This is a genomic window from Bremerella cremea (assembly GCF_039541315.1).
Lineage (GTDB): Bacteria > Planctomycetota > Planctomycetia > Pirellulales > Pirellulaceae > Bremerella > Bremerella cremea.
On sequence record NZ_BAABFZ010000004.1, the window covers coordinates 537,221 to 551,449 of the forward strand.

General features: G+C 57.3%; 10 protein-coding genes. 3 read left to right on the top strand and 7 right to left on the bottom strand.

The window, feature by feature from the left end; all coding sequences use genetic code 11:
• Positions 1-79 precede the first annotated feature (79 nt).
• Positions 80-1,975 (bottom strand): hypothetical protein, encoded by a 1,896-nt coding sequence (locus ABD890_RS16825; protein WP_345092205.1) that lies wholly within the window; start codon positions 1,973-1,975, stop codon positions 80-82.
• 373 nt (positions 1,976-2,348) lie between these two features.
• Between ABD890_RS16825 and ABD890_RS16830 the strand changes: the two genes are divergently transcribed.
• The 3 genes from ABD890_RS16830 (at position 2,349) to ABD890_RS16840 (ending at position 6,311) form a co-directional block, all read left to right on the top strand.
• The gene (locus ABD890_RS16830; RefSeq protein WP_345092208.1) at positions 2,349-3,215 is read left to right on the top strand and encodes a hypothetical protein; all 867 of its coding nucleotides are present in this window, start codon (positions 2,349-2,351) and stop codon (positions 3,213-3,215) included.
• Between the two features lie 232 nt (positions 3,216-3,447).
• A complete protein-coding gene (locus tag ABD890_RS16835; RefSeq protein WP_345092211.1) occupies positions 3,448-5,934 on the top strand; it encodes a COG1361 family protein in 2,487 nt (828 codons plus the stop codon).
• Positions 5,935-5,939: 5 nt separating this feature from the next.
• Positions 5,940-6,311, top strand: a complete 372-nt coding sequence (locus ABD890_RS16840; RefSeq protein WP_345092214.1) for a DNA polymerase ligase N-terminal domain-containing protein — start codon at positions 5,940-5,942, stop codon at positions 6,309-6,311.
• Here the strand turns inward: ABD890_RS16840 and ABD890_RS16845 are convergent.
• From ABD890_RS16845 to fadA, 6 genes are all read right to left on the bottom strand, one after another.
• Positions 6,260-6,991 (bottom strand): hypothetical protein, encoded by a 732-nt coding sequence (locus ABD890_RS16845; protein WP_345092217.1) that lies wholly within the window; start codon positions 6,989-6,991, stop codon positions 6,260-6,262. The two genes, ABD890_RS16840 and ABD890_RS16845, sit on opposite strands and share 52 nt — an antisense overlap.
• A gap of 143 nt (positions 6,992-7,134) precedes the next feature.
• Positions 7,135-8,427 carry a tyrosine--tRNA ligase gene (gene tyrS, locus ABD890_RS16850; protein WP_345092220.1) on the bottom strand — a complete coding sequence of 431 codons (1,293 nt, stop codon included), beginning with the start codon at positions 8,425-8,427 and terminating at the stop codon, positions 7,135-7,137.
• A gap of 110 nt (positions 8,428-8,537) precedes the next feature.
• Positions 8,538-9,224, bottom strand: a complete 687-nt coding sequence (gene ispD, locus ABD890_RS16855; RefSeq protein WP_345092223.1) for a 2-C-methyl-D-erythritol 4-phosphate cytidylyltransferase — start codon at positions 9,222-9,224, stop codon at positions 8,538-8,540.
• Positions 9,225-9,260: 36 nt separating this feature from the next.
• Complete coding sequence (locus tag ABD890_RS16860) at positions 9,261-11,195, bottom strand: acyl-CoA dehydrogenase family protein (RefSeq protein ID WP_345092226.1); 1,935 nt, start codon at positions 11,193-11,195, stop codon at positions 9,261-9,263.
• A gap of 156 nt (positions 11,196-11,351) precedes the next feature.
• Positions 11,352-13,037 carry an AMP-dependent synthetase/ligase gene (locus ABD890_RS16865; protein ID WP_345092229.1) on the bottom strand — a complete coding sequence of 562 codons (1,686 nt, stop codon included), beginning with the start codon at positions 13,035-13,037 and terminating at the stop codon, positions 11,352-11,354.
• Between the two features lie 18 nt (positions 13,038-13,055).
• Complete coding sequence (gene fadA, locus ABD890_RS16870) at positions 13,056-14,216, bottom strand: acetyl-CoA C-acyltransferase FadA (protein WP_345092232.1); 1,161 nt, start codon at positions 14,214-14,216, stop codon at positions 13,056-13,058.
• Between the last annotated feature and the right edge of the window lie 13 nt (positions 14,217-14,229).

Genomic DNA, 14,229 nt, shown 5'->3' on the forward strand with positions numbered 1-14,229 from the left:
CCTTCGCGAGTCTGGCAGGGAGAATCGTGCGGCGAAAGCTGTCGCCGCACGGCAAACCATCGTCAGGTTGCTTCAGCCCTTACTCTACCACAGAAGTGGTTTCTGTCGCAGCAGCTGGTTCTGGCTGTGGGGCTTCCAGACGCCAGGTCCCGACGAACCAGCCAGGGGTGACCGACAGGGATGAGATGCGAAGCGTGCCAGCGTCGGCCCATTCCCCTTCGAGCTTGATCCCTTCGCCGACAATCTCTGGCTTGAAGACCGCTTCAAACTTCTTGCGAAGGAAGGTCTTCGCCGTCAGGTCCAGCGGACCGAGGCGTTCCTGCGTAGGAAAGTCGACCACGACGTCGCCGGTACGAGTCAGCAGGGTGCCGTTCTCCCCCTTCTCGATCTTGTAGTCGGCGCTAATCGCGATGGTGCGATTCACTTCGTTATCGCCACGGGTGAACTGGCGACCGCGGATCCCAATTTTGACCGTGTCGTTATCGAAGACGACCTGGATGGGGCTCTTGTAGTCGAAGGTGATCGACCAAGGATCGGTCTCCTCAGTGATCTTCAGTTCGTCAGGAATCTCGGCGCCACGTTGGTCGAGGATCTCGACCAGGCGTTCGTCGGTCAGTTTGACGCCCGCCAGGAAGACTTCGCCATAGTTGTGGATGATCGATTCATGCAGCTTCAGCGTGAGGTCCGCTTCCTGGTCCTCGGCAGCAGGAGCTGGCGACGAAGCAGCCAGTTGCCCCTGACCAGAGTGCATCACTTCCAGATGCAAGGCATCCGCCGTGGTCGAAGCTTTCAGGTGATCTGGAAATTCGTCACGACCAATCAAAGCTCGGAACAGCTTTTCCTGCAGACGCGAATTGGCGTCGTGAACGAGATCTCTCGTTTCGTTATCAAAGCTGGCTTCGACCTTCGATTCGGTACGCTGCGAAGCGATGGCCTGAGCCTGCCCCTTTTGCTGATAGGCTCGCTTGGTGGCGATCTTCTGGATCAGCTTCAACTTGGCACAGATCGCGTCAAAGGTGGTCGTTGTCCAGGCCTGGGCCGTGGCTGGCTTGGCCGACAGACCGCTCTTATCGAAGATCAACTCTTTGGCGGCGGCGATCTTGCTGTAGCCGGTCGAGTAGATCGTGGCGGGACCGTTGACGCCAACGTTCTTCGAGGTGACTTCGCCTTCGAGTGTTAGTTCGATAATCGCCTTGGTTTCACTTGGAACCAGTTTCACGTCGACATTGCCCTGCATATGAGCGGTGCCGGTGACGTTGGTGCCCAAGATCACTTCACGAACCGGAGTTGTTTGATCGACCGGGCGGGCGATTCCACCGGCGATCAATTCGCGGGAAACCGAGGCATAAAGGTTCGGCTGATCGAGCTCCGAGCGAATCTGATCGATTAAATCAGGAACTTGATTGCCTTGTTCCAGCCAACCCAGGATTGGACCGATCACGTAGGCATCTTCGCTAGCCGACGTATCTTGGTATCGCTTGACCGCATCGGCCAGGGTTTTGAGCTGAATTTCGTACATCTTGGGGTACTGGTCGACCTGAGAGAAGTAGGCCAGGTTGATGTACTTGCGCAGGGCCTGACGGGCCGCCACGGTCTTTGGTTTGTCAAGACCGGCATACGATCCACGGTATTTCAGATAGATTTCTTCTAGCGTTCGCAGGTCCGGTTTTTCCGCGGAAAGCTGTGTCTGAAGATCGTCCCACCGCAGATAAGCCTTCCATGCCGCTTCGTTTTCGGAAGTCCCATTGGCGAGGAAATTCTCGAGAGTGGCGAGCTTCGACTCTAACGTCTTTTTGGCTGCAGCGACTTCCTCGGCCGATACGGGCTTGAACTTCGCTTGTGCATCGGTGACAGCCTGCGAGAGATCGCTGGCCGGAGCAGATTCCTGAGCGGAAGTTTCCGAGCTGAAAATCAGGAAACCTGAACCAAGAAATAGAAGACTAAGGGCTGCCGTGCGCCATGGATTGCAGATCATGATGTTCCTCATCCGTGCTGGAGGGGCCGTTTACGGGGTTCGCGGTCAGGGCAATCCACAAGATATACCGTTTAGGAGGTCTCGTGAAGCTTTCATGGGCGTCATTCCCCTGGAAAGATGCCCATTACGCAAAGATTTCGGAGCTGACACGTATTTCCTATAGTTCGCACCTTACCTGTGTTGGCATCCCGGCAAAGATCCGAGGAAATTGGATCTCTTGAGGCGGGAGGCTGAACTAGTAGATTGACTGCTACAACTGGCAGTTTTACCCTTACTTAATCGACTTTACCGGTAAAACCTGTTTCGACAGTGTAAACGCCGAAGTTTGTTCCCCCCAGCTTACTTTCCTCGAACCTCCCCGGGCTCCATGAACATGTCGCTTCGTACCCTATGCGTGCTGACCAACGTTTTGCTTTTCGCAAGTTGCTCGAGCATGGCATTGGCCGAATCTACCGAGCAGCAATGGCACGACAATTACTCGAGTGCCGTCAAAGCTGCGACCGCGGAAAAGAAGATGTTGCTGATTGTCTTTGATGATCAATCGGCGGCCGCCAAGCAATTCAAGCAGCAAACCTTGACCAGCCGGCGGGTCGCCGAGTTGCTGGCCAACTATGTCGTCGCTGATCTGGGCGTCGACGCTACCGTGACCGTCGACGAAAAGCCGACGCGTATTTTGAACCACGCTGCCTTTCAGTACATGTATGGCACCGGTGGTATCGCCATCGTCGACTACACCAACAATGACCCAACGCAGTTGGGACAGGTGGTCAGTCAGTTCAACTTCAAAGGAACGCATGGTCGAACCACGACCGAGATGGAAGTCATCCTGACGCTCCCTCCTGGTTCGCTCACCCAGCGAACACTGATCTACGCTGTGCGAATGCACCCCGAGAAGCCACGTAGCACCGGTGGTATGTTCCGTCGATTGCTGGCGTTGGAAACGTTCCGCCACAGTCGCAATCAGGCGAGCATGCAACTGCAAGGGCATCACCAGTGGGAATCGCGTTTCCACCAGATCAGCGCTCAACTGCCAGGCGGCCTGGTGCCAACGGAAGTGTGTGCCGAAAGCTGGCCAGGCCAGCGTCTGGAAGACGCCGCGATTGAATGCGTCCGAAGCTGGCGTCATTCGTCGGGTCACTGGTCAGCAGTCAGCGACGCCAACGTTTACTATGGCTACGACATGAAGCGTGGGCGTAACGGAATCTGGTACGCGACCGGCATCTTCGCTCGCAACCGCTAAGTATCAGGGCCAGAGCAGCCCACGATAATCAAAACCATCGACACGACCCGTGCGGAACTTACAACCGCACGGGTCGTGTTGTTTTTTCCCAACATCCCATGATGAAAAAACACCGCATGTTGCCTAACCGCGTGCTAAGTTTTCACGGCTTGTCATTCTGGGCAAGCTACGTCGGGAACTCCACGTCTGCGTTATGGATAGAGTCATGCGGTGGTCAACAAGCACGAAGCGAATGTTGCTCCTTGCAATCCTCTGGGTTGCAATCGCCGGCTCGGGGTGCGCTCAGATCAATGTGCCTCGGATCGACCCAACCGGACAGCGAATCTTCGCCCGCGGCGACTCGACATCAGTAGACTGCAACCTGGGTTGCTTCAATCAGCAGCCAGCTTTCCAGCAGCCTGCTCCCCTCTCGCCATGTCCCGCCCCTGGTGTCACACCGTTGACGCCGCTGCCAGAACCACCGAAAGACCTGGCCGAGGCTGAAGCCTTACAGCTTTCGCCATCGCGAGTGGTCGCTCCGGTTGGTACGGAAGTCGTGCTTGTCGCCGGTTTGAACCGTAAGCGTCACCTTCATGAAGCAGGCCGTCCGGTCAATTGGATTTTGTCGCGAGAGAGCGTCGGCTATATCACCGAAGTCGGTAAAGACTCGAACATGTTCGATCTGGTCTCGAACCGAAACTACGGTGTCCAGGGACCAGACTTTGCAACGAGCAGTACACTGCTGTGCGATAAGACTGTCGACCGCGGTACCGAGCTGCCCGGCGACGACGTGCGTGTGTTGCGTGGCCAAACTTGGATGTCGGTCAGTTCGGCCGCTCCTGGCGTCAGCCGTGTGACCGCTCTGGCACCGACCTTCGAAAATTGGCCCGCTCGTCAGCAAACCGCGACGATCTATTGGGTCGATGCGCAATGGCAGTTCCCGGCTCCCGTTGTGGTTCCGGCAGGTGATAAGGCTGTGCTCAGCACAACCGTCTTGCGACAAACGAACCGTCAGCCGGTGGCGGATTGGGAAGTAATGTACGAGGTGCTCGATGGCCCGGCCTCGGCATTTCTGATCAATGGCCGCACCGCCGAACAAGGTGTGCCGGTCAAGACGAAGACCAATGCCGATGGTTTCGCGACGGTCGAACTGGCTCCCCTTTCCAATCAACCCGGGACGGCCCAGGTTCGCGTGACGATCGTTCAGCCGAACCTTGACCCTGAAAGCAATGCCGAAAACCTGATGCTTGGTTCAGGCGTGACGACCGTGACCTGGAGTGCTCCGCAGCTTGCTGTCGACATGACCGGTCCACAAGTCGCCGAATTCAATGCCCAGGCGGTTTACAATATCAACGTCCAGAATGGTGGCGATGTGGCTGCTCGAAATACGATCGCTACGGTTGTCCTTCCCCCGGGATTGACCTACGAATCGAGCACGCCTGCCGCCCAGCAGGAAGGGAACCGACTTGTGTGGCAAATTGGTGATCTGGAAGCTCGAGGCTTCCGCCAGATCACCCTCAACACGCGAGTGAACCAGTCAGGATCGATCCAGAACTGTGTGACCGTCCAGGCCGAGCCTGGCCTGCAAAGCCAAGACTGTGTCGACACCCAGGTGATGGTCGATGCGATCTATCTCACCATGGAAGGCCCAGAAGCGGTCATCGTGGGTGAACCGGTCGAGTATGTCGTCACTATCCGAAACACGGGCGACCAGCCGCTCGTGGGCTTGAAGCTGGAAGACATCTTCGATCAAGGTCTTGTCTTCCCAGGTGAAACGAGCCCGATCGTCAACGATCTGGGGACCCTTGCGATTGGTCAGGCCGTAACGCGTCGGCTTTCCTTCCAGACCCAGACACCAGGCCGATATTGCCATCGCTTGACGGTGACTGCCAATGGTGTCCAAGGGAAGTCGTCGACGGCGTGCGTGTCGGTGAATCCACCTGCTCCAGAGCCTACTTTTACCTTAGAAATCCGAACCAAAGAGGTTCACGAAGTCGGTCAGGACGTGTTGTTCCAGGCCGTGCTGGTGAACACCGGTTCCACGCCGCTGACCAATGTCCGTGTCGAAGAGAGCGTCGACCCTGCCTTCCAGATTGTCGGCCGCACGAACCCGGCCCGCGACGTCGCCAACGGTGCCGTCTGGACGTTCGATCAGATCATGCCGAACCAGCGAGCGGTAGTCGAAGTGATGGTTCGCTCTGATCGGCCGATTGGATCAGCATGCAATACGGTCACCGCGACGACCGACCAAGGGGTAACCGAAAATGCTCGAGTCTGCACGCAGATCGTGCCTCAATCGGCCCCAACGGCAGAACCACCTCCGACGGTTGGCCAGCCAGGCCAAGGCAACCTGGGCGGCAACCAGCCGGTTACGGGGCAGTTGGAAGCGTCGCTTTCCGACCTGAACGAAGGTGTGCGAGCCGGTAGCAACATTCGCTATGTGCTGACGATCAAGAATGGTCGCAACGTCATCGACGAAAACGTTGCCATCACCTTGCGATTGGATGCCGGAATGCGGTTTTTGCAGCTGACCGGGCCAGTGAGTCCTCAGGTATCGCAGTCGCAAGATCTGCTGACGGTGGCCATTCAGCCGCTGCAAGTGATGCGTGTGGGTGAGCAGGTCAGCCTGACCTTCGATGTTCAAACGTCGACGCCTGGCAAGAAGACGATCCGGGCCGAAATACGAAGCCAGGAATCGCCGCAAGGCGTGGTCGCAGAGCAAAGCACGACCGTATACTAACGGACATGCCACGTTTCGCGATTCTGCATCATCGAACTCCGTCACACGCCTGCAAGCCGGATCACTACGATCTGCTGCTGGAAGATGGCGATGTATTGAAGACGTTCACGTTGTGGGAATTTCCCCTGGTGAACGAGCCAACTGACGCGATCCCTGACTTTGATCACCGAATGATGTACCTCGACTACGAGGGACCCATTTCAGGAGATCGTGGCGAAGTGACCCAGGCCGATCGTGGAAGTTTTGCCTGGGTGATTCGAGAAGCCAATCAGATCGAGGTCGAACTAGCGGGGGCAACGCTGGTTGGCCGCTTGATCATGCGGCTTCAAGATTCAGAAATGCCGGGGGCAGGAGAGGCCTCTTCGGCGACCGACTGATCGGTCTCGGTTTCCTGCTGGACTTCCTCGGCGGTCTTGATGGTCTCGCCAGAGAGCAGGATCTCGCCATCCTTCAGTTCCAATGCATCGATGCGAATCTCGCCATCGATTTCGCTACCGGAATCGGGAATGGTGATCAACGCGACTGGATCGCCATTGCGCTGCTGCCAGCGAATCGGGATGTCGGCCTTGTCGGCGTAGGTATCGATCTCAGTTAGCAATTGGCCAATGGGTATCGGCAACGAACCGGCAGTGACGTTATGAAGCTGAATGCCGACGACGTTCGCTTCTCCTTCCACCAGGAAGCAGTCGAGCGAAACCGCGAGAATCGAATTGAGCGACTGGCCGTTGTATTTGCAGCCAACCAGCAGCGTCTTGCCTTTCACGGCGACACGTGGGTCTTCGATGTATTCCGGCAGTAGTCCTGGAAACTTCTCTTTCAAGTCCGAAGCGAGCCAGCCATTGATTTGCTGATCGGTCAGACGCAACGACCAGCGACGCGGCTTTTTCACCTGATTGGTGAACGCAAAGACTTGCTCTTCCAGAATCTCGCCGGTTTCATCGGCGAGGGTCGGTTCGACATGCAGGGCCTGATCGTAGAACTCGGGGATGTGCTGGCTGGCGTTGTAAACCGAACCGGTCACCGCCGCGATAATTGCGACCGCTACCACAAAAACCACGATAAACGTCTTTTTGGACCGCGCCACCGTCGACCTGGGAAAGAGGGAGTTGGCCCCGCTGTTGGTTGGGGGCCACTGTCGGAATCGTAGGGACTTCCCAGGTCGGCGTCAATTTGAATCAGCAGCCGCTAGCAATCTGCGGGTTATTCGCCGGCAAACCGCAACAAAGCGTACTTCTTCTTGCCGCTTCGCAGCACCATGACCGTTTCACTGGCCAGGTCGGTCGTGCCAAGCATCTTGTCGGTCTCTTCGATGCGGCGATTATTGACGTAAGCCCCGCCCTGCGAGACGGTTCGGCGGGCATCTCCCTTGCTTTTGCAGAGGCCTGATTCGACCAATGCATCAACAATGTTCAATCCACCATCCGCTGCCAGGCGATCGCGACCCAGTTGCTGGCTCGGCACATCGGCGAAGATTTCGATCAACTGCTTGTCGCTGAGATTGTCGATTTCTCCTCCGAAAAAGATCTCGGTCGCCCGCTGGGCACTTTCGACGCCTGCCTTGCCGTGCACCAGTTCGGTCAGGGCCTCGGCCAGACGCTTCTGGCTTTCGCGCTTGTGAGGTTCGTCAACGCGAGCCTTATCAAGGGATTCGATCTCTTCGCGTTCCAGTTCCGTGAGGAAGCGGAGGCACTTCCCGGCGTCTTCGTCGGCGACGTTGATCCAGTATTGGTAGAAGGCATACGGGCTGGTCCGCTCGGCCGATAGCCAGATGGCGCCTGACTCGGTCTTGCCCATCTTGGTGCCGTCGCTCTTGGTCAGCAGTGGGCACGTCATACCGAACAACTGAGCCGAACGCATCCGTCGTCCCAGGTCGATCCCGGCGGTGATGTTGCCCCACTGATCGCTGCCGCCAATTTGCAGCGTGCAGCCCAGCTTGTCGTACAAGTGGACGAAGTCGTAGGCCTGGAGCAGCATGTAGCTGAATTCGGTGTAACTGAGCCCGGCGTCGTCACGCTCGAGACGCCCTTTCACCGAGTCCTTGGCCATCATCACGTTGACCGGGAAGTTCTTCCCGATATCACGAAGGAAGTCGAGGTAGCTGAAGCTTTGCATCCAGTCGAAGTTGTTCACCAGCACCGCGCCGCTGCCAGCTTCGTCGAAATCGAGAAACTGGTGCATCTGCGTTTTAATGGCGTCAACGTTGGCTCGCAGTTGGTCGACCGACAGCAGATTGCGCTCAGCACTCTTACCACTGGGATCGCCAATCATGCCGGTTGCACCACCGACCAGGGCAATTGGTTTATGGCCAGCGGCTTGAAACCGTCGCAGCAGCATCAGCGGGAGCATATGCCCGACGTGCAGCGACTCGGCGGTGGGATCGAAACCGGCATAGACGGTTCGAGACTGCTCGTTGAGCCAGGTAGCGAACGAGTCGTCACCGGTGGTTTGATTGATCAGGCCACGCCACGAGAGTTCTGCGTAAATGTCTTTCATCTGCCGAAAATCGCCGCCGTAAGAGAGTTATCGAAACCATTGGGAAAGGGGCATTTTATGAAAAATTGCCTCGTTTCACTACGGGACGACACCGAATCGGCGGCGACGGTTCAACTTCTTTCGGAAAGCAACCTTTGGGCAACCACCAGGTCGTCCTGGGTCGTAATTTTCAGGTTGTTTAACGAACCCTTCACGACCGTGATCGGGTGACCGAGGCGTTCGACCAGGCTGGCATCGTCCGTGGCAGGTTCGTCGCGGAACTTCTCGTAAGCCTCGAGAATCACCGGGCGTCGAAATACCTGGGGAGTTTGGGCTTCCCAAATTCCATCGCGAGGGACCGTTTCCGAGATGGTCCCTTCGGCAGAAACCCGCTTCAGCGTACCTGGAACTGGCAATGCCAGAATCGCCGCTCCGCTGGCGGCCGCTGCGTTGAAGACCGCATCGACCATCGCATTGTCGATCCCTGGCCGAGCGGCATCATGGATCGCGATAAAATGGCTCGAACTGTCGAGAGCGTCGATACCATTGGCGATCGAGTCGGTACGTGTTTCGCCGCCAAGCACGATTTGAACGCCAATCTCTTGGCAGACTTCGCCGAAGTTCTCGCGGAAATAAGCTTCGTCGTCAGCCGAGATCACCACGACCACGTCACTGACGTCTGGCCGAGCCGCGAACAGCCGGGCACTGTGAAGCCAGACCGGCTGACCGAGTAGCGAAACATAGACCTTTTTAAGCTCGCCGCCGCCAAAACGTGTGCTGCGACCGGCGGCGGGAAGAATGACACTGAACTTGATCAATGATGAGGTCCTTCGTAGGCGATAGGTAACCAGAGGCTACTTATCATATCGCATCATGATTTCGTCTGGGGGCACGTCGACGCCCGGGAAGTTTCCTTCCGCGACCATGCCCCCGACTTCCGAAACGCGACGGAAGTATCGATCGCTGGGGGCCGTCAGCAGAACCTTCCGCTTCAGATCGCGGCAAGCGATATCGGCGGCAGCTCGAACGGTTTCGTTCTCGTGCTTGGCGGCGTAAAGTGCAGTTGCCAGCATTGTCATCAGGTTCTGCACGTTCTGAGACAGATACGACATGCGGCACTGACGATCTGCCAGCTTCAGTTGATGCTTTCGCATCGTGCCGGAAATTTGCAGTGGCATATCCTGCAAATGATCGGCCGCGAACTGAGCGTGAGCCTTCAAGTTATCAGGCATCTGCGGAAACTTCGGTTTCGGTTTGCCCCCCATGTACTCCTTCATCATCCACGACGCGTAAGGAGCAATCACTCCCTTTAGCGCCCATGCATGAGCCGGGTTAAGTGGGTTTGGCTTCTTAATCCCAGCGGCATGCAATGCCTTGCCGATGGGTTCAAAGAACTGCGTACCATGCTTCTTCACCAGCGATTTGAAGAACGCCATTCCGAGCATCTCCCCTTCCCCTTCATAAATGCATGGGGCCAGGTACTCGTGGACGTTGTCGCCGAACATGTGACCATGCAGGAACGAACGTCCGCCGTGGGTCTTCATGAATAGCTCGATCGCGGCTTCCTTCTGCGACTCGCTACCGAAGATCTTGGCGATGATACACTCCATCTCGCCGCGGTACCCTTCGTCGATCAGCGTCGAACACCACGCCACCAGGGCGTCGGAGGCTACGATCATCCCGGCCAGCTTGCCGAGACGACGCTGGACCAGTTCCCGCTTGGCGATCGGTTCGCCGTACGTTTCGCGGAAGTGAACCCATGGGATCATGCTGGCCATCATCAACCGCATCGTCCCGGCGGCATTGGCACACAGGCTGATACGTCCGAGGTTCAAACCATGGTAGGCGATCGTCAGTCCGTTTCCTTTGCCGGGAACCAAGAGGTTTTCTTTCGGGACGCGGAAGTTGTTAAAGATGATGCCTTGGTTGTAGGTGTGCTTGAGCGCCCACAAACCGTACTTCCGCAATTGGAACTGATCGTTCTCTTCGTCCGGTAAATCGACCACCAGCACCGCAGGCACGTCGTCGATCAAGCAAACCACGCCGATCGTTCGTCCTGGAACAACATTGGTGATGAACAGCTTCTCGCCATTAAGCACGTACGAATCGCCATCGAGCCGAGCCGTCGTCTTGAGCGCCGTCAGGTCGGAACCTGCACAGGGCTCCGTCAACGCGAACGCCGAAAGACGTTCGCCGCTGGCCAGCTTCGGCAAGTAACGCTGCTTCTGCTCTTCGTTGCCGAAGGTACTCACCGGATCGACCGCGCCGATACAGCCATGCACCGAAGCCAGCCCGGCGAGGGTCGGATCAATCATCGCCATCTGGGTCAGAAAGGGCGCGAACGAGCGAAAGGGCGTGCCGCTACCGCCATACTTCTTGTCGACCAGCAGACCCCAGTAGCCCGCTTCACCAAGGGCTTTCAGGACTTCGTCGCGGATCTTACCTTTTTCGTCGGTGATCGTTTTGCTGTTGCGAAAACCTCGCACCACCTCCAGGCTGTCGTCCATCACCTTGCGGATCTCAGGAGGCGTTTCGAGTGGGTTCGACTCGAACAACTCGACCGGGATTCCTCGATCCCACACAGCACGGTGCGCCGGGCTATTGGCGGTTTGATATTGTGGCTGAAAGAGCTTTTCGACCTGGTCGTCGGCTGAGTCGATCGCGCCGGTTCGACGGGCCTCGTCCGCGCTCTTACCACCCAGCTTCAAAGCGGTTTCGGCAAAGGAAGTCTCTTGTTGTTCCGTCGCCGGAGTTTCTGGTGCGGTCGAGTTCGTTGTATCGCTGCTCATCGTTGCTGCTCCCGCCATGAGAAGTGGAGTGTTGTCTTAACGAGGAATATGCCCCCGTTAAATAGGCATCCAAGCTAATTAACTCTACGCTATGTTTTCGTTCAAGGCTCGCTCTGGGCGGAAAGTATTTGCCGCAAGTCCTAATTTAACAAAGGATTATGGCAACCAAGACCGCCACCAGGGACGCGACACCTGAGCGGGCTCGTACATCTGCTGGATTGTGGCATCGTAGTTCTTCAGGATTTCACACCGCCGCAAGCTGAGCTTGGGGGTCAGTTCGCCGCTGGCTGGTGTGAATCCTTGCCCCAGAACTGTGAAGGGCCCGACCTGTTCGTAGTCGGAACGATTGGCCAGTTGGCAGTCGAGAATGTCGCGGAACCACTGTCGTACGGTGGGATGCGCGAGCGCTTGTTGCTTCGAGAAAACCCATAGCCGAGCCTCTTGGATACGTTGGCGTAGCAGATCCGGGTTGGGCACGATCAAGGCAGACAGGCATTTGCGACCTTCGCCGCAGACCATGACCTGGGCGACCAGGGGATCGCTTCCAATGGCTATCTCGAGGGCTTCTGGATTCACGTTGCGGCCGGTTGAGAGGACGAGAATCTCTTTCTGACGACCGGTAATCCAAAGGAAGCCTTCGCCGTCGATCATGCCAAGATCGCCAGTCCGCAGCCACTCGCCATCCATGATTTGGCGCGTGGCTTCGTCGTTCTGGTAATAGCCCTGCATCACATGCGGTCCGCGGGTTTCGATCTCGCCAGCTTCGGTCGCGCGGACTTCGACGCCTTCCAGCGGCTTCCCAACACTGCCGGGGCGATGGGCTCCTTCGGTCGAAACGGTGATCACCGGCGACGACTCGGTCAGGCCGTAACCTTCCAGCAGCGAGATTTGCTGCTTCTCGAAAGCATCGATCACCCACTTCGCCAGCGGAGCACCCCCACTGGCACACATGCGGATCTCACCACCAAAGGCTTTCTTCAGCGAGCCGCGTTCGTCGAGCTTGCCACTCAGCTTCAAGCCTTCCACGACCTTCTGATAGAAGTATGGCACTCCGTTGATCAGCGTGGGCGTGGTGGCCTGACAGTCGCTTAAGATCGTTTCTCGCGAGAAGGCCAGCACTAACTGCGATCCGCGAGCGATCCAGGTATAGACGTCGCATGTCCGGGCATACAAATGGCTGAAGGGCAAAAAGCTGAGCCGTTTGTCGACCGGCTTTTCTTCGTAAGCATGCACAGTCGCTTGGGCGTCGAAGGCTAGATTTTGATGGCTGAGCATCACTCCCTTCGGCTCGCCGGTCGTCCCAGAGGTATAAACCAGCGTGCAGGTCGAGTTCGGATCGATGCGTGCAACACGGTCTTCCAGATGCTGTAGCACGTCATCGGTGCTTACCTTGGACGCGTCATCGGTTGAGAGAGACGAAAGCGTAATCGGTATCTCGCCAAAAACGGCAGCGAGTCGGTCGCGGAGTTGCGGTGTGGCGACGATGATCGACCTCGGCTGGCAATGCTGAATGGCTGAAACCATTTGATCGAGAGCCAGGTGCGTGTTGAGGGCCACATGCCAGACGCCCAGCATCATCATCGCCAGGTCGAAAGTGATCCACTCGCGACTGTTATCGCGGATTTGTACGGCTCGATCACCAGCGACGTAGAGTCCGGCTTCTTCCGAGCTGCGCACGATCGCGTAGACATCGTGCAGCAGATCTTCCCAGGTCGCCGACTGAAACGGAGCGTCTGCCGATTTACGATACCAGAGGGCAGGCAGATCGCGCCCTGCCCGAACCCGATGCAGAAACATCGCGGCAATCGAGCTGTTCTCGGCAAGCTCTTCCCTCGTATCCATCCGAGATCTCCGGGCTGGTTAGTCGAGACGCTCGAAGATGGTGGCAATGCCCTGACCGACACCAATGCACATCGTTGCCAGGCCATACTTTGCACCGCGTTCTTGCATCGCGTGCAGCAGCGTGGTGCTGATACGTGCTCCGGAACAACCTAGGGGATGCCCGATCGCGATGGCACCGCCATGCACGTTGACTTTCGATTCGTCCAAGCCGAGCCCGCGAATGCATGCCAACGACTGCGAGGCAAACGCTTCGTTCAGTTCTACAAGATCGATTTGATCGAGCGTCAACCCGGCTCGCTTCAATGCCTTCTGGGTTGCCGGAATCGGACCGGTGCCCATGACCGAAGGTTCGACGCCAGCCACGGCGGTTGCCACGACGCGAGCCATGGGCTTCAGACCCAGTCGCTTGGCCGAGGCATCCGATATCATCAACATGGCCGAGGCCCCGTCGTTGATCGGCGAGGCATTCCCAGCGGTCACCGTGCCACCATCGGGCATAAAGACGGGACGCAGCGCGGACAAGGCTTCCAGGCTGGTATCTGGTCGCACACATTGATCGACGGTCAGAAGTTGCCGGGCGCCTTCTTCTGTGCGGCCATGCGTCGGCACGATTTCGTTCTGGAACTTGCCGCTTTCGATTGCGGCCGCTGCTTTTTGATGACTGCCGAGGGCGAACTCGTCCTGGGCTTTTCGCGAAATACCTTGCGTTTGTGCCAGAAACTCCGCGGTGATCCCCATATGCAGCGCCGCTTCCGAAGTGTGGTGGTACAGCTTCGGATTGATGTCCAATGCGTGGTCCATCGGCACATGGGTCATGTGTTCGAGACCGCCGACGATCTGAACATCTTCGGCACCGGCCAGGATACTGTGGGCGGCCTGATTCAAGGCTTGCAGGCTGCTGCCGCAAAGCCGATTGATGGTCGCACCGGCGGCAGTCACGGGAAGCCCGGCCGTCAGGGCGATGATGCGGGCAACGTTCAAGCCTTGTTCGAGCGTTTGCTGCGTATTGCCAAACAGAACGTCTTCGATCTCGTTGGGATCGATGCCGGTTCGCTTCATCAAGGCTTCGACACAATGAACCGCCAGGTCGTCGCTTCGCACGTCGCGATAATAACCTCGCTCAGGATGAGCACGGCCAATCGGTGTTCGCACACAGTCAATGATTACGGCCTGATTCATGATGTTGCTTTCT

Coding starts and splice junctions, on each gene's coding strand:
- ABD890_RS16840 (WP_345092214.1), top strand. CDS start 5,940: ATGCCACGTTTCGCGATTCTGCATCATCGAACTCCGTCACACGCCTGC.
- ABD890_RS16825 (WP_345092205.1), bottom strand. CDS start 1,975: ATGATCTGCAATCCATGGCGCACGGCAGCCCTTAGTCTTCTATTTCTT.
- tyrS (WP_345092220.1), bottom strand. CDS start 8,427: ATGAAAGACATTTACGCAGAACTCTCGTGGCGTGGCCTGATCAATCAA.
- ABD890_RS16830 (WP_345092208.1), top strand. CDS start 2,349: ATGTCGCTTCGTACCCTATGCGTGCTGACCAACGTTTTGCTTTTCGCA.
- fadA (WP_345092232.1), bottom strand. CDS start 14,216: ATGAATCAGGCCGTAATCATTGACTGTGTGCGAACACCGATTGGCCGT.
- ABD890_RS16860 (WP_345092226.1), bottom strand. CDS start 11,195: ATGAGCAGCGATACAACGAACTCGACCGCACCAGAAACTCCGGCGACG.
- ABD890_RS16865 (WP_345092229.1), bottom strand. CDS start 13,037: ATGGATACGAGGGAAGAGCTTGCCGAGAACAGCTCGATTGCCGCGATG.
- ABD890_RS16835 (WP_345092211.1), top strand. CDS start 3,448: ATGTTGCTCCTTGCAATCCTCTGGGTTGCAATCGCCGGCTCGGGGTGC.